Genomic DNA, 19,947 nt, shown 5'->3' on the forward strand with positions numbered 1-19,947 from the left:
CCGTCCCCATGAACGCCATCACGCCCGACGCCCTGCAAGCAGAGGCCCCCGACGCCACGCAGACCGCGGTGGCCGCCCTGGAAGAAGACATCGTCTTCGGCCGGCTGCACCCGCGTGAACGCCTGACCGAGGACGAGCTGATGGCGCGCTTCGCCATGAAGCGCCATGCCGTGCGGCAGGTGCTGGCGGAGCTGGAACTCTTGGGCGTAGTCGAGAAAAAGCGCAATATCGGCGCCGTCGTGCGGGCGTTTTCCACCCGCGAAGTGATGGAGCTGTATGCGCTGCGCGAGGTGCTGGAAGTGCATACCGCCAGCCAGATGCCGCTGCCCGTGCCCGAAGCGCGGCTGGCGGCGCTGGTGGCGGTGCAGCGCGAGCACGATGCGGCGGTGGCCGAAGGCGACGCGCGCCGCGTGTTCCGCAGCAACCAGCGGTTCCACCGCGAATTCTTCGGGCTGCTGGACAATGCCGTGCTGGGCCAGGCCATCGAGGAATACGCCCGGCGCACCCACCCCATCCGCTTCGGCACGCTGGTGGCCGCCGGCTACCGCGAGCGCGCCCGCCAGGAACACTGGGCCATGATCCAGGCGCTGCGCGACGGCGACCGCGCGGCCCTGATGGCGGTGTGCCGCGAGCACCTGCTGCCGTCGCGCGACGCCTATCTGGCCTCGGAACAGATGCGGCCGGGGCGCTAGCCCGGCGCGCCCCTCCGGCCGCGCGCCCGCCCTATTTGAACGGATTGGAATCGGCCCCGTAGGCGCCGGCGCCCGCCGCTCCGCCTACTTCCAGCGACACCGAGCTGGGGTCGACGGTCGGCGCGTCGCTCTTGTAGTGCATCACCATGCCCGGGAACGCCATGACCGCGGCGACCATCAGCAACTGGATCACGATGAACGGCACCGAGCCCCAATAGATCTGTCCGGTGGTGACGGGCTCGATCATCTTCCCCGTGACCCGGTCCTTGTACCGGTCCCGCGGCGCCACGGACCGCAGGTAGAACAGCGCAAAGCCGAATGGCGGGTGCATGAACGACGTCTGCATGTTGACCGCCAGGATCACGCCGAACCAGATCAGGTCGATGCCCAGCTTGTCGGCCACCGGCCCGAGCAAGGGCACGATGATGAACGCCAGTTCGAAGAAGTCCAGGAAGAAGGCCAGCACGAAGGTCAGGATGCTGACGACGATCAGAAAGCCCCACTGTCCGCCCGGCAGGCCGGTCAACAGATGCTCGACCCAGAGGTCGCCGTTGACCGCGCGGAATGTCAGGCCGAACACGGTGGACCCCACCAGGATGAACACCACGAAGCAGGACAGCTTGGTCGTCGTGTCCATCGCCTGCTTGAGCAGGTCCAAGGACAGGCGGCGGCGTATCAGCGCCATCAGGATGGCGCCCACCGCGCCCATGGCGCCGCCTTCGGTCGGCGTGGCCACGCCGATGAAGATCGTGCCCAGCACCAGGAAGATCAGCGCCAGGGGCGGAATCATGACGAACGTCACCCGCTCGGCCAGCGCCGACAGCAGGCCCAGCCCCAGCGCCTTGTTGATCAGCGCGATGACGAAGGCCGTGGCGCCCCAGAACAGCAGCGCCACCACGATGCGCTCATCGATCGGCGCGGTGTTGTTCTCGACCCAGAGCCCCAGGAAATAGGCCGACACGGCCGAAATCGTCATCAGCACCAGCAGCGAGCGCCCGCCGCGCGTGCCGTTCGGTTCCTGGAACCGGCGCGCCTCTTCAGGCAGCGCCGGCGCCGAGGCCGGCTTCAGCAGGCTCATGACGACGATATACAGGATGTACAGCCCGGCCAGCACAAAGCCCGGCACCATCGCCGCCCGGTAGATGTCGCCAATGGAACGGCCCAGCTGGTCGGCCAGGATGATCAGCACCAGCGATGGCGGGATGATTTGCGACAGCGTGCCCGATGCGGCGATCACGCCGCTGGCGAGCTTGCGGTCGTACCCGTTGCGCAACATGATCGGCAGCGATATCAGCCCCATTGAAATGACCGAGGCCGACACCACGCCCGTGGTCGCGGCCAGCATCGCGCCCACGAACACCACCGCGATGGCCAGGCCGCCTCGGACCGCGCCGAACAGCTGGCCGATCGTCTCAAGCAGGTCCTCGGCCATGCCCGAGCGCTCTAGCACCAGCCCCATCAGCGTGAAGAACGGCACCGCCAGCAGCGTGTCGTTGGAGATGATGCCGAACACCCGTTGCGGCAGCGCCTGGAACAGCGAGGAATTGAGCAGGCCCAGTTCCATGCCCACCAGGCCGAACAGGATGCCGTTGGCCGCCAGCGCGAACGCCACGGGGAAGCCCAGCAGCAGGAAGATGATCAGCGTCGCGAACATGATCGGCGCCAGATTGGCAATGAAGAACTCCATGATCAACGACCCTTGTTATCCAGTTCACGCACGGCGGCCGCTTCGCGCGCTTGCGCTTCACGGGCGATTTCTTCGGCCAGTTCCTCTTCGGCGCTCTTGGCGCCCTCGCGTTCGCGCGGGTCGCGGCAGCGCCCCATCAGGAAGCCGACGCATTTGATCAGGTGCGACAGGCCGGCCAGCACCAGCAGCGCGAAGCCCACGGGGATCAACAGCTTGACCGGCCAGCGGATCAGGCCGCCGGAGTTGGACGAATGCTCGTTGCTCAGGTACGAATCCATGAACACCGGCCACGACAGGTACATGATCAAGAGGCAGGCCGGCAGCAGGAAGAACAGCACGCCGAAGATCTCGATCCAGACCTGGGCGCGCCGCGACAGCCGCGACGCGATGATGTCCACGCGTACGTGGTCGTTCTTCAATAGCGTGTAGCCGGCCGTCAGCAGGAACATGGCGCCGAACATGTACCACTGCATCTCCAGCCACGCGTTGGAGCTGAAGTGGAAGAACTTGCGCACGATGGCGTTGCCGGCGCTGACCAGGACGACCAGCAGCGTCACCCAGGACACGATCCGGCCCATCCGCAGGTTGATCGCGTCTATGCCGCGCGACAAGGCGAGTAGTGCTTGCATCTGTTTTCCCCAGAATTGTTTCTGATCACACGTTTGCCCAAACCCGACGCCGCGGTCTGCCGCCGCGGACGCGGAACCTGCCTCAACCGTCTTCGCGGTGGTGCCGCAGCCACGGTGTCGACCGGCGTTCCAGCCACACCAGCAGCGCGAACAACACCATGCCCATCAACGCCAGCACGAAGATCGCCGCGAATACCCGTACGGTGTCGAACGTGCCTTGGGCGCTCATGATCACGTAGCCCAGGCCGCGCTGCGACGACACGAACTCGCCGACGATGGCGCCCACCAGCGCCAGCGAAATCGACACCTTCATACCCGCCAGGATCGAGGGAAGCGCGCTGGGCAGCCGCACCTTGAAGAAGAAATCGCGGCGCGAGCCCTTCAGCACCCGCCCCAGGTCCAGCACGTCCTGCGGCACTGAACGCAGCCCATGGACGGTGTCGACGATGATCGCGAACACGGCGATCAGAAAGGCGATGGCGATCTTGGGTTCGGCGCCCGTGCCCATCCAGATCACGAACAAAGGCGCGATGGCGACTTTCGGCACACTGTTCAGGGCCACGATCAGGGGATAGATGAAGCGCTCGAACCAGCGCGACCCCACCAGCATGATGGCGATCGCCACGCCGCCGGCCACCGCCAGCGCAAAGCCGGCCAGCGTGGTCATCAGGGTGTAGGCGGCATGGCCCGCGTACCAGCGCCATTCGGACGCCAGTTCCAGCACCACCTTCCCGGGCAACGGCAGCATGATGGCGCGCACGTGGAAGACCCGGGCAGCAACTTCCCAGAGCAGCAGGAACACCACCACCGACGCCAGGCCCGCCATCCGGCGGGCGGCACTGCGAAATAGCCGGATCATCGGGCGTTCTCCGCCGGGGACGCCGCGCGGGCGCCCTCGTCTATCAGGCCCATCTGCTGGAACATGCCCCGGATGTGCCGCACGTATTCGCCGAAAGCGGGCGTCTCGCGCAACGCCAGTGGCCGGGGCCGCGGCAGATCGATGTCGATGGTTTCCAGGATGCGGCCGGGACGCGGTGAAAACACCATCACCACATCGCCCAGGAACACGGCCTCGGCGATGCCGTGGGTCACGAACAGCACGGTGTTGCGGGTTTCCATCCAGATCCGCTGCAACTCCACGTTCATCTGGTCGCGGGTCAGCGCATCCAGCGCGCCGAAAGGCTCATCCATCAGCAGCAGTTGCGGGTCGTCGACCAAGGCGCGGCAGATCGCGGCGCGCTGGCGCATCCCGCCGGACAGCTCGCGCGGATAGCTCTCGGCGAACTTCGTCAGCCCGGTCAAGGCCAGGAGCTCGCGGACCTTGCCCTCATAGGCCGCCACGGGCTTGTGGGCGAATTCGATCGGCAGCAGGATATTGCGCCAGACGTTGCGCCATTCCAGCAGCGCATCGCGCTGGAACACCATGCCCATGCCTTGCGGCGGCCCCTCTACCGGCACGCCCGCCACCTGCAATTGCCCGCTGGAGAGGGTTTCCAGCCCCGCCACGCAACGCAGGAACGTGCTTTTGCCGCAACCGCTCGGGCCCAGGATACTGACGAAGCGGCCTCGCGGCACGTCGACCGACACCGCGGCCAGCGCCTCTACGCCGGCCACGCCCGGATAGCGCTTGCGCACGTCCCGTGCGGATACCGCCCACGGCGTCATGGCTGCACCAGGCTGTCGTAGCGTTCCGGGTGCACGAGGTCGGGCACATAGAACGAGGAGGCCTCGGCGCCTGCGCCGATCAGCCCGACGGAGGACAGCGTCTTGACGGCCTGCGTCCAGTCCTGCGGCACGATCGCGCCCAGGCGTTCGCCTGCCGCCGGCTGGCCGAAATACGGTTGCAAGGCATCGATCTGCCCACGCAGCACGGTCTTGTCCAGGCGGGCCTGCGGCCGCTGCTGGAGGATGGCGGTCACCGCCTCGTCCTGATGCCCGGCGTAGATGTATTCCCAGGCGCGCGCCGTCACGCTGGCAAAGCGCGCGATGGCATCGCGCCGCGCGGTCAGCTTGGATTCGTTGGCGAACAGGCCGAAGCTGGGCATGTTCAGGCCGAAGTCGGCAAAGCGCACCGCGCTGGAAGGCCGATTCTGCGACACGACCGGCAGGAAGAACGGGATCGTGGAGAAAGCCGCGTCCGCCCGGCCCATCGCATAGGTCGACGCCTTGCCGGCGGCGTCCACGTTGATCAGTTCCAGGTCGCTCTTCTTGAGCTTGCCCGCTGCCAGGAAGGCATCGACGAACGGCGCTTCCAGCGAGCCGGCCGTGTAGGCCACCTTCTTGCCCTTGAGCTGGGCGGGCCCGGTGATGCCCGCGTCCGCCGGCACCAGCAGCCCGATATCGCTTTGGCGCGCAAACACCGCCACTGCCTTGACCGGCATGCCTTTCTCGCGGGCGATCATCACCGAAGCCAGGGCCGCGTGCCCGACGTCGAAACTGTCGCCGGCCCCGACGATCTGCACCGTGGTCACCGAACCGTTGCCGTCCTCCAGCGAGACATCCAGGCCGGCCTGCTTGTACCAGCCCTTTTGCTGCGCCAGGTGGAACGCGCCGTGCACGCCCCACGGCGTCCAGTCCAGCCGCACCCGTAGCGGCTCTGGATTCTGGGCCCAGGCGGACGCGCTGAGCGCGACCGCGGCCAGGCCCCACAGGACGTGGCGCCAACCTCTTGCGAAACCCGCATGCATGATCTTCCCCGTTATCCGACGATACGATGCGGCCGCTTTTGCAGCGGCCTGACCCCGCCCGCGCTCAGTCGCCGCGGCCGAACCAACGCTTGATACGCGCCCACAGCACGCTGAAGAACATGGCCGTGGGATTGAAACTGGCCTGGACCAGGGGCTCGCCCTGCCCTGCGGGCTGGCGCAAGCGGGCGGTCACGTTGTTGCCGAAGTCGGCGATCATGCGGCGCACGAAATCCTGCACCAGCCCCGACCGCGAGAACTGCGCCAGCGGCCCTTGCAGCGAATACAGCAGATTGACGCTGACCCGCGTCTCGGTGGGCGACAGCGCCTCAAGCTGATACGTGATGTCGCCGTTGGCGCGCGACTGGCTCAGCGAATCCTGCCCGGCGCCGCGGAACACCGCCCGCATGGCGGCGTCGTCGCGCTCCAGGCGGGCCGCGCCATTGAAGGCCGCGGCCATGGGGCCGAACTTGATGGCCACCTTGCCTTTGACCCGGTCGCCCTCGTGCGATTCGATCGAGGCACCCGGCAGGCAACTGGCCAGGGCCGGCAGGTCCACCATGAAGGCCCAGACTTGCGCCGCGGGGAACGGCACCTGGAAGCCGCCGTCGATCTGGCTGCCGCGCCCTTCTTTCTTGCCTGCGGGGGCCGCCGCCGCGGCAGCAGGGGCCGCGCTGTCCGCATTGCCCGAGGCGGCCGCTTCGGCCGGGCCCGTCATCGCCGGCGTGAAGCCGGCGAACGCCACCGGCTTCTCGGCCACCGGCGCCGCGCCACGGCCTTGCGCCTGGGCGGCGCGCAAGGCCTGCACCGCCGCGTCGGGTTCCGCCTTGAGGTCGGCCAGCACCGACATCACCGCGGCGACAATGCCCATATAGCCCGTGCAACGGCACAGGTTGCCGGACAACTCCACCCGCACCCGGCTTTCATCGGCATCGGGCAGGCGCAGCACGATGTCGCGCGACGTCGCCAGCATGCCGGGCGTGCAATAGCCGCACTGCAGGGCGTGGTGCTTCGTGAAGGCGGCGCGCAGCCGCTGCATCACCGGATCGGCGTCGTACCCTTCGATGGTGGTCACCTGGCGGCCTTCGCAGGCCACCGCGAACGAAATACAGGACCGCACGGGCGCCCCGTCGACCAGCACCGTGCAGGCGCCGCACACGCCATGCTCGCAACCGAGGTGGGTGCCGGTCAGGCGCGCCTGATCCCGCAGGAAATCCCCCAGATGCATCCGCGCGGGCGCCTCGTGCGACACGCGCTTGCCGTTTACTTCCAATGTCACCTGAACCATGGTTTTTCCTGTCAGCCCAACGCCTGCGCCAGGCAACGCGTCACCGCGGTCCCGTGCAGCTTGCGGTGGTGTTCATCCTTGTCCTGCATGACACCGGCCAGTTCATTGGCCAGCAACGTCTCGTCCAGGCCGGCCAGCCCCTGCTGCGCGATGCGCGCGGCCAACTGGGACAGCAGCCTGGGCGCGCCGTCCAGCGCGCCCACCGCGATGCGGGCCGCGCCCGACGCCGGATCGAACCAGGCGGCGCAACTGGCCTCGGCGAACTCGCCCGTCTTGCGGCAGAACTTGTAGTAACCCCAGCGCGCTTGCGGGCTGGGAACCGGCACGTGCACGGCGGCGATCAGCTCGTCTTCGCGCAGCCCCGTGGTGTAGGCGCCCTGCATGTAGCCGTCGGCCGGCACCATGCGCGCGCCGTCCGGTCCGGCGATCTCCAGCGTCGCGCCCAGCCCGACCACGGTCAGCACCCAGTCGGCTGCCGGATCGGCATGCGCCAGGCTGCCGCCCAGCGTCCCCCGGTTGCGGATGGCGCGGTAGGCGATACCCGGGGCCACTTGCTGCAACGGCGTGCCGCGCAGGAGTTCGTGCACGCCGTCCTCGATTTCGGCGTGCGTCACGGCCGCGCCCACGCGCAGCATGCCGTCCTGCCGGGTGACGGTACGCAACTCCGGCAAGCCGGAAATGTCGATGACGACGGGCGGACGCGCCAGGCGCAGGTTCAGCATCGGCCCGAGCGACTGGCCGCCGGCCATCAGCTTGGCGCGGCCTTCGTGGTCGCGCAGCGCCCGCAAGGCTTCCTTGAGCGAGCCGGGACGCGTGTACTCGAATGCGGCGGCCTTCATGCCATCACCTCGGCGGCGGCGGGCTGGACCGTCTGCTTGCCTTGCGCGATGGCGGCCAACACGCGCGTCGGGGACAAGGGCGTGCGCAGCAGCTCCGCCGCGCCCAAGGGGCGCAGCGCATCGTTGACGGCATTGAACAGCACGGCCGGCGGCGCGATGGCGCCCCCCTCGCCCATGCCCTTGGCGCCGAATTCGGTGTGCGGCGACGGCGTCTCGAAATGATGCAGCCGCATGTTGGGGACTTCCGTGGCCCCGGGCAGCATGTAGTCCGCCAGGGTCGACGCCAGCGGCTGGCCGTTCTCGTCGTAGGGTGTCTCTTCATAGAAGGCGGTGCCGATGCCCTGGGCTACCCCGCCGATGGTCTGCCCTTCGACGACCATGGGATTGATCATGGTCCCGCAATCCTCCACCACCACGTAATCCAGGATCTCCACGCCGCCCGTGCCCGGGTCGACCGCCACCACCGCCGCATGGGTGGCGTAGGTGAAGCAGCCCGTGTCGACCTTGGGCTTGTAGCCCACGGTGACCTCCAGGCCGCTGGGGTCCACGTCGGGCGGCAGCAGTTGCGGCCGCAGATACCAGGCGTCGGCCACGTCCTTGACGGACACCGACTTGCCGCCCGCCTCCAGGCGGTCCTGGTTCCACGCCACGCTGGCGGGATCGGCCTGCAGCAGGTGCGCGCCGATATGGGTCAGCCTCGGCAGCAGGCGCTTACAGGCTTGCGACACCGCGCCGCCCGACATCACCAGCGACCGCGACGCGTAGGTGCCGGTGGAGAACGGCGTCTGTCCGGTGTCGCCGTGCAGCAGCTTGATGCTGCCCACGTCGACGCCCAGGATTTCATTGGCGATCTGCGCGAAGGTGGTCTCCATGCCCTGCCCGTGCGAATGCACGCCGACCCGCAGTTCCAAGCCGCCGTCCGGCGTGACCCGGGCCGTGGCCTGGTCGAACCCCGGAATGACGGGGGTGCCCCAGGCGGCGAACACGGACGTGCCGTGCGCGGCCTGCTCGGTGTAGGTCGCCAGGCCCACGCCGATCAGACGGCCGTCGGCTTCGCCCTGGCGCTGGCGCTCGCGCACCGCGGCCACGCCGATCATGTCCATGGCCTGTTGCAGGCTGGCCGGATAGTCGCCGCTGTCCAGGTGCTTGCCCGTCACGTTGACGAACGGCATCTGGTCGCCCTGCACCAGGTTTTCTTGGCGCACTTCCCACGGCTCGCGTCCGACCTCGCGCGCGATCGCGTCCATCGTCAGTTCCATCGCGAAGCACACGCCGGTGCGCGCCACGCCGCGGTACGGCACGAAGCCGGGCTTGTTGGTGGCCACCGCCCGCGTGACGCAGCGGTAGCCTTTGAACGCGTACGGCCCGGGCAGGTTGCCGATGGCCTGACCCGGTTCCAGGCCGATGGTGAACGGCCACACCGAATACGCGCCCCCGTCGATGGTGATCTTGGCGTCCAGCGCCAGGAGCTTGCCTCGTCGGTCGGCGTAGGCCACCATTTCATAATGGTGCTCGCGCGAATTGGCGCCCGCGGTCAGATGTTCACGGCGGTCCTCGATGAAGCGAAACGGCCGCTTGAAGGTCTTGGCCAACCAGGCCACGCACAATTCTTCCTGCTGCAGCACGCATTTGTAGCCAAAGGCGCCGCCCACATCCGGCGAGACCACCCGCACGCGGCCCTGCTCCAGATCCAGGCACTGGGCCAGCACGCTGCGGATCATGTGCGGCACCTGGGTGGCGCTGACCACCACCAGCTGGTCGGCCTGGTGGTCCCAGTAGGCCAGCACCGCCTTGCCCTCCATCGGCACCATGCACTGCCGCGCCAGGTCGATCTTGCGGCGCACCACCACCTCGGCCTGCGCCGCGTACTCCTCGAATTGCTTGTCGGCGTTGAGCGTAACGAAGACGTTGTCGCGCCACTGCTCGTGCAGCAGGTCGCTCGTCGCCGCCTGCGCGCTGCCGACGTCCGCATACACGGGCAGATCGTCGTAGTCGACCTCGATCAGTTCGGCGTAGTCCTCGGCTTCGGCGCGGGTAGGCGCAAACACCATGGCTACCGGTTCCCCGACGAAACGCACCTTGCCCGAGGCCAGTGGCGGCTGGGCCGAGGCCTGATAGGTGGGCAGCGTCGAATCGGCCACGATGTCGCGCGCATCGGGCATCGCCTGACGCAGGAACACATTGCCCGCGATCTGGTCGGCCACGCGCACCGCCGTGATGCGCGCATGCGCCAGCGGGCTGCGCAGGAACGCGACTTCGCTCAAGCCGGGCATGGCCATGTCGGCCACGAAATTGCCCTTGCCGTGCAGGTGGCGCGCGTCCTCCTTGCGCGGGACCCGCGCGCCCACCCCTTGCGGCTTACCCGGCCTGCCGTGCGTACTGGCGTGTTCTGTCGTCATGACTACCCTCTGTCTCCTGGGTCTTATTTGGCCTGGGCCTTCGCCACCGCGGCGAAGGTGTAGTTGTCCAGCGGGCTCTCGGCCACCCGGAACCAGCCCACCTGCTCGGCCTGGAATTTCTTCCAGTCGGGGTAGATCGCGGCAAAGTCCGGATTCTTGGCTGACAGTTCCACCCACAATTCCTGCGACGCGTTGTAGGCCGCGTCCATCACTTCCTTGGGGAAGAAGCTGACCTTGGCGCCGCCCGCGATCAGCTTGCGCAGCGCAAGCGGGTTGCGCGCGTCGTAGTTGGCAAGCATGCGCATGGTCTGTTCGCCCGCCGCGGCCTCGAACGCCGCCTGGTAGGCCGGGGGCAAAGCCTCCCAGGCCTTGTCGTGCACCATGCTGGTAATGGATGCGCTGCCTTCGAACCAGCCGGGCGAATAGTAGAAAGGCGCCACCTTGTTGAAGCCCAGCTTCTCGTCGTCGTAGGGCCCGATCCATTCGGCTGCGTCGATGGTGCCCTTTTCCAGCGCCGGATAGATATCGCCAGGCGGAATCTGCTGCGGCACCGCGCCCAGCTTGGACAGCACCATGCCGCCGATGCCGCCGATGCGCATGTTCAGGCCTTTCAGATCGGCAAGCGATTTGATTTCCTTGCGGTACCAGCCGCCCATCTGCACGCCGACGTTGCCACAGACGTGGTTCACGATGTTGTATTTCTTATAGAGCGCCCGCAGCATCTTCAGGCCGCCGCCGGAATGGACCCAGGCGTTGTGCTGGCGCGCGCTCAGGCCGAACGACAAGCCGGTGTCGAACGTCAGCGCGGTGTTCTTGCCGATGTACGCGGTGCTCAGCACGTGGTTGCACTCGACCGTGCCGTTGCTGACCGCATCCATGTTCTGCGCGGCCGGCACCAGTTCGCCGCCGGGGAATGCGCGGATTTCGAACTTGCCGTCCGTCAATTGCGCCACGCGCTTGCACAGGTCTTCTGCCGAACCGTAAATGGTGTCCAGGCTCTTGGGCCAGCTGGTCGACATGCGCCAGCGCACCGCCGGCGCGGACTGCGCGATGGCGGGCATGCCAACGGTGGCAAGGCCGGCGCCGGCTGCGCCGGCGGCTTGTGCGAGGAAACGGCGTCGTTGCATGTAGTGCTCCCGATCTATTCGATTGAGTCCCCTTGGACCCGCCTCAACCCATGCCAACGCCGCTTCCGTACACCCGAAAAAACGTTAGCACACTGAATTGTTGATCAGCATACTGACAGTAATTTTGAGTGTCAACAAGGTTAATCCCCACTCCGAAAGCCGCGGAAACCCTGCGTTTCCGGCCTGTTTGACGCGCATTGCGGCATGGTCCTGGCGGCGTTTACGGGTAGTCCTTCCATATAGAGGAAACCGGCGCGCCCACGCGCTCGCGTGGCGTGCATAATAGGCGCGCTTCGCAGGCCGCCGGCGACCGCCGCGTCGGGGAAATCCCTAGCTCCTGACTTGTTTTTTTGAGCAGTACACTGACCACATTACTCAGCATACTGATTAGAGACAATATGAACTGGATCCGCATTGCCTCCACCGACCAGCTGACCGACGACGATGAAGTCATCCCCGTCGCGGCCGGCGAAAAGCAGCTTGCGCTGTATCGCAGCGAAGGCGAATTCTTCGCAACGGACAATGTCTGTACGCACGCCTATGCGTTGCTGTCCGACGGCTATCTGGAAGACGGCTGCATCGAATGCCCGTTGCATCAAGCCAGGTTCGACATCCGCACTGGTCAGGCCATGTGCGCGCCCGCGACCAGCGGCATCCGCGTGTACCCGGTCAAGGTCGAAGGCCAGGACATCTACGCGGACGTGCAGGGTTGACCATGGGTGACGCCGACTCGATCCTCATCATCGGCGCCGGCCAATCCGGCGCGGTGGCCGCCGCCGCCCTGCGCGACCTGGGCCACGAAGGGCCGATCACGCTGATCGGCCGCGAAGCGCATGCCCCTTACGAGCGCCCGCCCCTGTCCAAGGCCGTGCTGCAATCGGCCGAGGCGCATGCGCAGACGGCGGTCCATCCCCGCGACTTCTATGACGCGCGGCGCATCACGCTGCTGACGGGCGCCGAAGTGGTCCGGCTGGATCCCGCCGGCCACCGGGTGCATCTGGCCGATGGGCGCGCCCTGGGCTATAGCCGCTGCCTGCTTGCCACCGGCGGCCGGGCGCGCGAACTGCCCGCCTTTCCGCGCGGCACCGCCGGCGTGCATTACATCAGGACGCTGGACGATGCGGCCGCGTTGCGCGCGGGCCTGACGCCGCAAGCGCGCGTGGTGGTCATCGGCGGCGGATTCCTGGGCCTGGAAGTGGCCTCCACCGCGCGCGCCCTGGGCGCGGCGGTGACCGTGCTGGAAAGCGCGCCTCGGCTGCTGGAACGCGTGTTGCCGCCGGCGTTGTCCGACTGGTTGGCCGAACGCGCCCGCCATGCCGGCGTGACGCTGCGCCTGAGCGCCCGCATTGCGGGCAGCAGCGCGCACCCCCACGCGGATGCGGCGGTGAAGCACCCGGCGCGTTTCACCCTTGAACTGGAGGACGCCACCACGCTCGACGCCGACGTGGTGGTGGTGGCCATCGGTCTCGCGCCCGAGGTGTCGCTGGCCGAACAGGCGGGCCTGGCGCTGGACGCCGCCAACGGCGGCATCGTGGTCGACGCCAACTGCCGCAGCAGCGATCCCGACGTCTACGCCGCGGGCGATTGCGCCAGCCAGCACCGGCGTCACCTGAACATGGCGCTCCGGCTGGAGTCATGGCAGAACGCCAACGAACAGGCGCGTGCCGCCGCCGCCGGCATGCTGGGCCAGCCCGCGCCCGGCGAGCCCTACCCGTGGTTCTGGACGGACCAGTTCGGCTGCAACGTCCAGATGCTGGGCCTGCCGCAACCCGGCCTGGCCTATGCCTGCCGCGGCGCGCCCCACAGCCAGGCCGATGCGCCCAAGTTCATCTGGCTGGGCCACCGCGACGGCATTCCCGTGCACGCCATCGCCATCAACGCCGGCGGCGACTTGCGCCAATTGCGCGTGCTGTTCGAACAAGGCCTGCGCATCGATCCACAGCGCTACGCCGACGAAACCGTCGCCCTCAAGCCGCTGGTGAAAGCCTGCCAGCAGCACGCCGCCGCGTCCTGAATTCCATTGTTGCCCCGCCTCGACAGGAGCTTTTCATGTACCAATCACAAACCGTCATCGGCCGCACGGTAGCCGCCAAGGACGCAGCGTTGGCCGACTGTGTCTGGCCGGAAGACGCGTTGCACTACATCCCCGACTGGGTCTATACCAGCAGCGCCGTCTACGACCAGGAAGTCGAAAAGATCTTCCACGGCAAGACCTGGAACTACGTGGCGCTGGAAGCCGAACTGCCCAATCCGGGCGACTACAAGCGCTCTTACGTGGGACCGACGCCCGTCGTGGTCTCCCGCGCCGAGGACGGTTCGGTCAACGTCTTCGAGAACCGCTGCGCCCACCGGGGCGCGGAGTTCTGCCGCAACAGCCAGGGCAATGCCAAAGAGTTCGTCTGCCCCTATCACCAATGGTCGTACGACTTGAAGGGCAATCTGCAGGGCATTCCCTTCAAGCGCGGCGTGAACCGCGAAGGCGGCATGCCCAAGGACTTCAAGAACGACGAGCACGGCCTGCGCAAGTTGCACGTGACCACGCGCAACGGCGTCATCTTCGCCTCGTACAGCGCTGAGGTCGAACCCATCGAGCAATACCTGACGCCCGAGATCCTGGCCGATTTCGACACGGTCTTTCCCGGCAAGAAGCTCAAGATCCACGGCTACTACCGCAACGAGCTGCCGTGCAACTGGAAGATGTATCACGAGAACCTCAAGGACCCGTACCACGCGACCCTGCTGCACTCGTTCCTGGTTGTGTTCGGGCTGCTGGTGGCCGGCAACAAGTCGGCGATGCTGGTCGATTCCGTCCATGGACGCCACGGCACCATGGCCTCGGCCAAGAGCGAGGACAAGTACGCCACCGTCAGCGAAGAAAACAAGAAGGAAATGCGCTCCTTCCATGACGGCCTGCACCTGCAGGACGACCGATTCCTGGAGTTCGTCAAGGAATTCGATTCGCCCTGGTCGGTCACCATGCAGACGGTGTGGCCCAACCTGATCGTGCAGCGCGAGATGAATACGCTGGGCGTGCGCCAGATCGTGCCCAACGGGCCCGACAGCATGATCATGCAATGGACCATGTTCGGCTACGAGGACGACACGCCCGAGATGGAGCGCCATCGCCTGCGCCAGGGCAACCTGATGGGGCCGGCTGGATTCCTGGGCCTGGAAGACAACGAGGCCATGAAGTTCGTGCAGGAAGGCGTGCGGCGCGCCAGCACGGACGTCAACGTGCTGAAGCTGGAGTCCGGCAAGCAAGGCACGTCCAACACGTTGATCTCGGAGGCCGCGATCCGCTCGATGTACAGCTATTACCGCGGCGTGATGGGCTTCTAAGGCAGGAACCGAGACAGATGAGAACCCGATTCGAATTTTCCCCCCGCAAGATCGACCCGGCGCGCGCCATCGCGTTGCGCCAGGAAATCGAGGAATTCCACGCCGACTACTGCGCCACGCTGGACGCCGGCCAGGTCGAGGCCTGGCCCGCCTTCTTCACCGAGGACGGCCTGTACCGCGTGACCGCGCGCGAGAACGCCGAGCTGGGCCTGCCCGTCGGCCTGGTCTACTCCGAAGGCCGCGCCATGATGCACGACCGGGCGGTGGCCATTTCGCGCACCCAGATGTTCGCCCCGCGCTACATGCTGCACCTGGTCAGCAACACCCGCGTCATCAGTGAATCGCCTGACGGCGACATCGAGGCCCAGGCCGCCTTCATGCTGATGCAGACCCTGGTGGAAGGCCCCACGACGCTGCATCTCGCGGGCACCTACTACGACCGTTTCACGAAGCAGGACGGCGTGCTCAAGCTGAGAGAGCGGCAAGTGGTGTACGACACCACCATCCTGGCCAACGATCTGGTGTATCCCGTGTAGTCCATCGGGGCGCCAAAGAAAAAGGGGTTGCGCCGGGCGGCGCAACCCCTTTTCCATTGGACAACGACCGGCCCGTTCAGCCTCGGGTGGCGCCCACCGCTTCCTCGCAGGTCAGCACGGTGGCGTACTTTTGGCGCATGTCGAACAGGTTGGCCTCGTGCGGGCCGATGGCGCGGTCGCCTACGCAGTCGGACACCACCAGCGGCCGAAAGCCGTACTGCATGGCATCCACCACGCTTGCCCGCACGCAGCCGCTGGTGACGGCGCCCGCCACCAGCAGCGTCTGCACCCCGCGCTGCGACAACCATGCCGCCAAGCTGGTGCCGAAGAACGCCGAAGGCACCGTCTTGCGCACCACCAGTTCCCCGGCGGCAGGCGTCAGTTCAGGGACGATCGCGCTGTTGGGATGCGCTTCCTTCAGCGTCAGCATGCCCGGGACCTTCAACGTGAAAATGTTGTGGTCGGCATCGTCGTCCGCGAACACGATGCGGCTGTGCGCCACCGGCCAGCCTTGGCTGCGCGCGTGCGCGAGCAGATGCGTGGTCTGCGCGATGGCCGGCGCGATGTTGCCGCCGCCGAATACGGCCGGGTCGGCGAAGCCGTTGACCAGGTCCACGATCAGCAGGCCGTAGGGCGGCTTGGGGGCCATGGCGGCGCCAAAGCCCTGGCGCGCATAGGCGGAGATATCGTCATTCATGAAGCGGGTTCCTTGATCAATAGTGGCTGGGCGCCGTGGCCTATCCGTGGCGGGCGGTGCCGTCCAGCACCTTGCCGTGGCGAACGACGTCCTCGCCATCCAGCCGCACCGTGCATGCGCGCAACGGGATGTCGATATGGCAGGTCGTGGTGCGGGTGCCGCCCGCCTCGTTGTTCGGGCCCAGTGAGAACAGGAAATTGCCCTCGTACGCCCGCGCGTCCATGCCGATCGTGGCCTCGCGGTCGTACAGCCCCAGGGTCGTCCAGTGCGCGCGCGGTTGCAGGCCCCAGCCGATATGCGAGATCGCGTAGGCCTCCGGGTCCCTGAACGATGCCACGTATTCGCGCAGCAGCTCCGCATCGATCCCGCCTTCGATCCGCGTGGCAAAGCCGTCTTGCACGGTCAGTTCGATGGGCGAGCGCACGTACAGCTTCTGCGGCAGCAGGATGTCGCCCGCGTCGATCACGATCTTGCCGTTGGCGCCGCGTTCATTCGGCCAGGTCAGCACGAAGCCGCTGGGCCAATGATCCCAGCGCCCCGGCTCGTCCACGAAGCCGTATTCACTGATGGCCGGGAATTCGCCCAGCGGACAGCGCAAGTCGGTGCCTGCCGCCGACACCACGCTCATCTCTCGCGCGGCGCCGATGCGGGCGGCCGCCGCCTTCACTCGCGTACGGTCCGCTTCGGTGGGAACCAGCCGGGCCAGCACCTCGGGCGGCTCCACCGCCAGCAGGATCTTGGTGCCGGTGGCCAGGATTTCGTGCTGTTCCGGCGAGAACAGCAGCGTCATCAGGTCCAGCACCAGGTCGCTTTCCTTCAGCGCCGCGATCGCGGGCTTGTTCCCGGTCAGCGGCGTGGTGCCCAGGTAGGCGAGGGAATCGCGGCTCAGCGCCTTCTCGCCATTGACGGGCGGCAAGTCCAGCCGGTTGACCACCGCCCCCATCGATTGCGCCGCGATCAGCGCCGTCGACAGCGTCTGCGGGTGGGTCGCCGCGCTGGTCAGCACCGTCACGGTCTGGCCGGCTTGCAGGTTGGACAAGGTCAGCACCTGCTGCCAGGCCTTCACCAGTTCATAATCGCTTACAGGCATGGTTGCCTCCTTCTCTTGAAAGTCCGGCGACTCAGGCCCGCGCCAACGGCGCGCCCAGGAAATCGCCGAAGGCCGCGTAGAAGCCTTCCTCGTTGTCCCACGGGATCATGTGACCGGCTGCGGGCACCCGGTGGTGCTGCGTCCCAGGCGCCAACTGCGCGATTTCCGCCACGTCCGTATCCAGCACCACATCGCCCTTTTCCGCGGTCACCAGCAGGACCGGCACGTTCAGGCGCGGCAGGTCGGCATGGATATCGTCGGTCTGAAAGGCCTCGAAGCTCTGGACGATGGCGCGTTCGTCGCAGGTATGCAGCCATTCGGCGCGCAGCTGACGCTGCGGATCGGTCCAGGTCGGGCAGAACGCGCGCATGGCATCCGCGTCCATGCCGTGGCGGGCCTGCGCCATGGAATCCACATACCAGGGCAGCTTGGCCGGATACGGCCGGCGGCCGGGGCCGGACACCGGCGGGTCGACCAGGACCAGCCGGCGCAGGCCCGCAGGGCGCGTCCGGCCCGCGCGCACGCCGATGCGCCCGCCCATGGAATGCCCCACCAGGCTGTAGCGCTCCAATCCCAGCGCTTGCGCGAACGCCAGCACGTCGGCGGCTTGCGCGTCCAGGCTGTAGTCCAGCGCGGCGCCGGCTTCGGACAGGCCGCGGCCGCGCACGTCCAGGATGTAGGTGTCGAACGTCTTGCCGAAGCATTCGCCCACAAAGCCCCATGTGACCGCCGGGCTGGTGATGCCCGGCACGATCACGACCGTGTCCCGGCCCGCCGTGTGCCCGCCGCCGTAGCGCAGATAGTGCTGGCGGATGCCGTTGGCGTGGACGTTTGCCCCGTAGAGATAGGTGCTCATGGCCGTATTCCTCAGTAGGCGCCCGACAGCAGCGCGCCGGCGCCGGGCACGACCGGCTCCAGGTTCAACGACTTCAGGATGGCGTAGGTCGTGGCCACGGCGGCGGTGATCACCGGCTTGCCCGTCTGGGCCTCGACCTTGGCGATGGCCGGCAAGGACGGCATCTGCACGCAGGCCGACAGCACGATGGCGTCCACATTGCTGGTGTCCATCTGCGCGACGATTTCGGGCAGGCGCGCCGGATCGTGGCGCCCCACTTCCAGATTGTCCGGAATCTCCAGCGCCCGATAGTCGACCACATCAAAGCCTTCGTTGCGGATGTAGTCCACCACCAGCTCGGTCAACGGCTTCATATAGGGCGCCACCACCACGATGCGGCGGGCGCCGATCACCTTCAGCGCGTCCACCAGCGCGCCCGCGCTGGTGATGACCGGCGCATCCGCGCCGTTGGCGGCCGTGTGTGCCTGCAGGCGCTTTTCCGACACCCGGTGATAGCCATGGCCCATGGCCATGATCGCCACCAGGCAGGCGTAGCCCAGCACGTCTACCCGCGCGTCGCTCAGCTCCACCGCGCAACGGTCGGATTCCCCGTCCATCGCCGCAAGCTCCTCCTTGACCACCTTCTTCATGCGCATGCGGCTGGAATGGAACGTGAAGCGCTCCGGCCGGATCTGCTGGCGCGCCAGCAGCATCGCAGGAATTTCGGTTTCCATCGTGGTGTTCGAGCTCGGCACGATCTGGCCGATACGGAAGGGTTTCTGCATGGTTGCTCCTTTTTCCGGTGGGTTCAGAGTTTGAACAGGCGCCGCGCGTTGCCGTGGCAGATCAGGTCGCGGGTCGCGTCGTCCATCGGCGTCTGCTCGATGAACTCGGCGGCCAGCGCGGTCGATTCGTAGGGGTAGTCCACCGAGAACATCACCGCCTCACGGCCCATTTCGGCAATGGCGGCCACTAGCGTGGGAGGCGAACAGACGCCGGACGTGGTGATGACGATGTTGCTGCCCAGGTATTCCGACGGCGCGCGCGCCAGCTTGATGCCGTGCGAATACACCGCGAAACGGCTGTCGAACCGCCAGCGCTGGAACGGCAGGCCCTCGCCCATATGGCCCAGGATCAGCTTGACGCCGGGGTAGCGATCGAACACGCCGCCGAACAGCAGCCGCAACGCGTGCGTGGCCGTCTCGACGCCCCAGCCCCAGGACGCGCCGACCAGCTCCGGATGGCCCGAGTAAGCCTGCGGCACCACATAGGGGTCGGTGGGATGCAGATAGATCGGCACATCCAGTTCCTGCACGCGCTCCCAGAAGGGGTCGTAGGCGCGATCGTCGTAGTAGACGCCGTTGGTGTGGCCGTTGATCAGCGCGCCCTTGAAGCCCAGCTGCTTGACGCAACGCTCAAGCTCTGCCGCGGCAACCTGCGGGTCGTGCATCGGCAAGGTGGCAAAGCCCCCGTACCGGGTCGGATGCCGGGCGATCTGGCTGACCAGGAAATCGTTGTTCTCCTTGGCCCGGTTGACCGCCACCGCCGCATCGGCTTCGGCCTGCACGCCGGGCCCGGTCTGCGACAGGATGACGTAGTCGATGCCGGCGCGGTCCATTTCGCCTAATCGGACTTCATCGAAATCCACGAGGCGCGCCGCCAGATCGGCCAGCACGGCCGGATCGATATGCTGCGCAAAACTCTTTGAATAGTCTTTGAATCCGACCGCGGTGTAGTGCTCCTCGAACGCGATCTTGCGCACTTTGCTCATTCCCCTGCTCCCAGTGTGATGGCGCGACGCCTGCCCCGCCACGGCATGTCAGTATCTTTATCAGTACACTGACTATTTGATCGGAACAACCGGAACGCCGGACGGCAGTCTCCCCTATGGAAACCGGTGCCGTCGCGGCTTCCGAATTTACGTCAGTATACTGACTTTATAATCAGCGTACTGACCAATTAGGGAAATCCCGGGGCAAGCGCCATGCCCAAAACACGGCCGGCCAGGTAGGGATAGACACTAGAGACACACCCGATAATCATCAGTACAGTGAGCACATAGGCCGTGCCGGCGCCCCTTCGTCGACTAGGCCTTTCCTGTGTGA

19 protein-coding genes are annotated in these 19,947 nt (G+C 66.8%); 5 read left to right on the forward strand and 14 right to left on the reverse strand.

Annotation, left to right across the window (positions count from 1 at the left end; translation table 11 throughout):
• The first annotated feature begins 8 nt into the window (after positions 1–8).
• The gene (locus ACO6D5_RS14795) at positions 9–692 is read left to right on the forward strand and encodes a GntR family transcriptional regulator (protein WP_485825789.1); all 684 of its coding nucleotides are present in this window, start codon (positions 9–11) and stop codon (positions 690–692) included.
• 31 nt (positions 693–723) lie between these two features.
• On the opposite strand, the gene ACO6D5_RS14800 is transcribed toward ACO6D5_RS14795, so the two are convergent.
• The 9 genes from ACO6D5_RS14800 to ACO6D5_RS14840 all read right to left on the reverse strand — a co-directional run bounded on the left by ACO6D5_RS14800 (position 724) and on the right by ACO6D5_RS14840 (position 11,345).
• Entirely contained in the window at positions 724–2,379 is a 1,656-nt protein-coding gene (locus ACO6D5_RS14800) for a TRAP transporter large permease subunit (protein ID WP_315846620.1), read from the reverse strand.
• 2 nt (positions 2,380–2,381) lie between these two features.
• Positions 2,382–3,008: a TRAP transporter small permease subunit gene (locus tag ACO6D5_RS14805; protein WP_315846621.1), complete on the reverse strand. Its 627-nt coding sequence runs from the start codon at positions 3,006–3,008 to the stop codon at positions 2,382–2,384.
• 82 nt (positions 3,009–3,090) lie between these two features.
• Positions 3,091–3,867, reverse strand: coding sequence for an ABC transporter permease (locus tag ACO6D5_RS14810; protein WP_485825790.1), 777 nt, complete (start codon positions 3,865–3,867; stop codon positions 3,091–3,093).
• Positions 3,864–4,673 (reverse strand): ABC transporter ATP-binding protein, encoded by an 810-nt coding sequence (locus ACO6D5_RS14815; protein WP_485825791.1) that lies wholly within the window; start codon positions 4,671–4,673, stop codon positions 3,864–3,866. Before ACO6D5_RS14815 ends, ACO6D5_RS14810 begins: the two co-directional genes overlap by 4 nt.
• Positions 4,670–5,695, reverse strand: coding sequence for an ABC transporter substrate-binding protein (locus tag ACO6D5_RS14820; protein WP_485825792.1), 1,026 nt, complete (start codon positions 5,693–5,695; stop codon positions 4,670–4,672). The genes ACO6D5_RS14815 and ACO6D5_RS14820 overlap by 4 nt, the downstream gene beginning before the upstream one ends.
• A gap of 64 nt (positions 5,696–5,759) precedes the next feature.
• Positions 5,760–6,980, reverse strand: a complete 1,221-nt coding sequence (locus ACO6D5_RS14825) for a xanthine dehydrogenase family Fe-S subunit (RefSeq protein WP_315846625.1) — start codon at positions 6,978–6,980, stop codon at positions 5,760–5,762.
• 11 nt (positions 6,981–6,991) lie between these two features.
• Positions 6,992–7,819 carry an FAD binding domain-containing protein gene (locus ACO6D5_RS14830; protein WP_485825793.1) on the reverse strand — a complete coding sequence of 276 codons (828 nt, stop codon included), beginning with the start codon at positions 7,817–7,819 and terminating at the stop codon, positions 6,992–6,994.
• Positions 7,816–10,218 (reverse strand): xanthine dehydrogenase family protein molybdopterin-binding subunit, encoded by a 2,403-nt coding sequence (locus ACO6D5_RS14835; protein ID WP_485825794.1) that lies wholly within the window; start codon positions 10,216–10,218, stop codon positions 7,816–7,818. Before ACO6D5_RS14835 ends, ACO6D5_RS14830 begins: the two co-directional genes overlap by 4 nt.
• A gap of 23 nt (positions 10,219–10,241) precedes the next feature.
• Entirely contained in the window at positions 10,242–11,345 is a 1,104-nt protein-coding gene (locus ACO6D5_RS14840) for a TRAP transporter substrate-binding protein DctP (RefSeq protein ID WP_315846566.1), read from the reverse strand.
• A gap of 398 nt (positions 11,346–11,743) precedes the next feature.
• Between ACO6D5_RS14840 and ACO6D5_RS14845 the strand changes: the two genes are divergently transcribed.
• Genes ACO6D5_RS14845 through ACO6D5_RS14860 form a run of 4 tightly spaced genes read left to right on the forward strand, consistent with a single transcriptional unit; the run spans position 11,744 to position 15,220 of the window.
• Positions 11,744–12,058: a Rieske 2Fe-2S domain-containing protein gene (locus ACO6D5_RS14845; RefSeq protein ID WP_315846565.1), complete on the forward strand. Its 315-nt coding sequence runs from the start codon at positions 11,744–11,746 to the stop codon at positions 12,056–12,058.
• Between the two features lie 2 nt (positions 12,059–12,060).
• Positions 12,061–13,359 carry an NAD(P)/FAD-dependent oxidoreductase gene (locus tag ACO6D5_RS14850; RefSeq protein ID WP_485825795.1) on the forward strand — a complete coding sequence of 433 codons (1,299 nt, stop codon included), beginning with the start codon at positions 12,061–12,063 and terminating at the stop codon, positions 13,357–13,359.
• Between the two features lie 35 nt (positions 13,360–13,394).
• The gene (locus ACO6D5_RS14855; protein ID WP_315846563.1) at positions 13,395–14,684 is read left to right on the forward strand and encodes a Rieske 2Fe-2S domain-containing protein; all 1,290 of its coding nucleotides are present in this window, start codon (positions 13,395–13,397) and stop codon (positions 14,682–14,684) included.
• 17 nt (positions 14,685–14,701) lie between these two features.
• Positions 14,702–15,220 carry an aromatic-ring-hydroxylating dioxygenase subunit beta gene (locus ACO6D5_RS14860; RefSeq protein WP_315846562.1) on the forward strand — a complete coding sequence of 173 codons (519 nt, stop codon included), beginning with the start codon at positions 14,702–14,704 and terminating at the stop codon, positions 15,218–15,220.
• A 76-nt stretch (positions 15,221–15,296) separates the two neighbouring features.
• On the opposite strand, the gene ACO6D5_RS14865 is transcribed toward ACO6D5_RS14860, so the two are convergent.
• From ACO6D5_RS14865 to ACO6D5_RS14885, 5 genes are read right to left on the reverse strand one after another with little or no spacing between them, the layout of a single operon-like run.
• Positions 15,297–15,917 (reverse strand): N-carbamoylsarcosine amidohydrolase, encoded by a 621-nt coding sequence (locus ACO6D5_RS14865; RefSeq protein WP_485825796.1) that lies wholly within the window; start codon positions 15,915–15,917, stop codon positions 15,297–15,299.
• A 40-nt stretch (positions 15,918–15,957) separates the two neighbouring features.
• On the reverse strand, positions 15,958–17,007 hold the full coding sequence (locus ACO6D5_RS14870) for a 2,5-dihydroxypyridine 5,6-dioxygenase NicX family protein (RefSeq protein WP_315846560.1): 1,050 nt from the start codon (positions 17,005–17,007) through the stop codon (positions 15,958–15,960).
• Between the two features lie 31 nt (positions 17,008–17,038).
• Entirely contained in the window at positions 17,039–17,863 is an 825-nt protein-coding gene (locus tag ACO6D5_RS14875; protein ID WP_485825797.1) for an alpha/beta fold hydrolase, read from the reverse strand.
• 11 nt (positions 17,864–17,874) lie between these two features.
• Positions 17,875–18,627 carry a maleate cis-trans isomerase family protein gene (locus ACO6D5_RS14880; protein WP_088588513.1) on the reverse strand — a complete coding sequence of 251 codons (753 nt, stop codon included), beginning with the start codon at positions 18,625–18,627 and terminating at the stop codon, positions 17,875–17,877.
• 23 nt (positions 18,628–18,650) lie between these two features.
• Entirely contained in the window at positions 18,651–19,613 is a 963-nt protein-coding gene (locus ACO6D5_RS14885; RefSeq protein WP_485825798.1) for an amidohydrolase family protein, read from the reverse strand.
• Positions 19,614–19,947: the final 334 nt, after the last annotated feature.

This window comes from Achromobacter sp. (genome assembly GCF_057314935.1).

Excerpts from the sequence above, each read along its gene's own strand:
- ACO6D5_RS14850 (WP_485825795.1), top strand. The coding sequence starts at position 12,061 with ATGGGTGACGCCGACTCGATCCTCATCATCGGCGCCGGCCAATCCGGC.
- ACO6D5_RS14815 (WP_485825791.1), bottom strand. The coding sequence starts at position 4,673 with ATGACGCCGTGGGCGGTATCCGCACGGGACGTGCGCAAGCGCTATCCG.
- ACO6D5_RS14795 (WP_485825789.1), top strand. The coding sequence starts at position 9 with ATGAACGCCATCACGCCCGACGCCCTGCAAGCAGAGGCCCCCGACGCC.
- ACO6D5_RS14870 (WP_315846560.1), bottom strand. The coding sequence starts at position 17,007 with ATGCCTGTAAGCGATTATGAACTGGTGAAGGCCTGGCAGCAGGTGCTG.
- ACO6D5_RS14860 (WP_315846562.1), top strand. The coding sequence starts at position 14,702 with ATGAGAACCCGATTCGAATTTTCCCCCCGCAAGATCGACCCGGCGCGC.
- ACO6D5_RS14810 (WP_485825790.1), bottom strand. The coding sequence starts at position 3,867 with ATGATCCGGCTATTTCGCAGTGCCGCCCGCCGGATGGCGGGCCTGGCG.
- ACO6D5_RS14820 (WP_485825792.1), bottom strand. The coding sequence starts at position 5,695 with ATGCATGCGGGTTTCGCAAGAGGTTGGCGCCACGTCCTGTGGGGCCTG.
- ACO6D5_RS14805 (WP_315846621.1), bottom strand. The coding sequence starts at position 3,008 with ATGCAAGCACTACTCGCCTTGTCGCGCGGCATAGACGCGATCAACCTG.
- ACO6D5_RS14880 (WP_088588513.1), bottom strand. The coding sequence starts at position 18,627 with ATGCAGAAACCCTTCCGTATCGGCCAGATCGTGCCGAGCTCGAACACC.
- ACO6D5_RS14800 (WP_315846620.1), bottom strand. The coding sequence starts at position 2,379 with ATGGAGTTCTTCATTGCCAATCTGGCGCCGATCATGTTCGCGACGCTG.
- ACO6D5_RS14835 (WP_485825794.1), bottom strand. The coding sequence starts at position 10,218 with ATGACGACAGAACACGCCAGTACGCACGGCAGGCCGGGTAAGCCGCAA.
- ACO6D5_RS14855 (WP_315846563.1), top strand. The coding sequence starts at position 13,395 with ATGTACCAATCACAAACCGTCATCGGCCGCACGGTAGCCGCCAAGGAC.
- ACO6D5_RS14875 (WP_485825797.1), bottom strand. The coding sequence starts at position 17,863 with ATGAGCACCTATCTCTACGGGGCAAACGTCCACGCCAACGGCATCCGC.
- ACO6D5_RS14885 (WP_485825798.1), bottom strand. The coding sequence starts at position 19,613 with ATGAGCAAAGTGCGCAAGATCGCGTTCGAGGAGCACTACACCGCGGTC.
- ACO6D5_RS14840 (WP_315846566.1), bottom strand. The coding sequence starts at position 11,345 with ATGCAACGACGCCGTTTCCTCGCACAAGCCGCCGGCGCAGCCGGCGCC.
- ACO6D5_RS14865 (WP_485825796.1), bottom strand. The coding sequence starts at position 15,917 with ATGAATGACGATATCTCCGCCTATGCGCGCCAGGGCTTTGGCGCCGCC.
- ACO6D5_RS14825 (WP_315846625.1), bottom strand. The coding sequence starts at position 6,980 with ATGGTTCAGGTGACATTGGAAGTAAACGGCAAGCGCGTGTCGCACGAG.
- ACO6D5_RS14830 (WP_485825793.1), bottom strand. The coding sequence starts at position 7,819 with ATGAAGGCCGCCGCATTCGAGTACACGCGTCCCGGCTCGCTCAAGGAA.
- ACO6D5_RS14845 (WP_315846565.1), top strand. The coding sequence starts at position 11,744 with ATGAACTGGATCCGCATTGCCTCCACCGACCAGCTGACCGACGACGAT.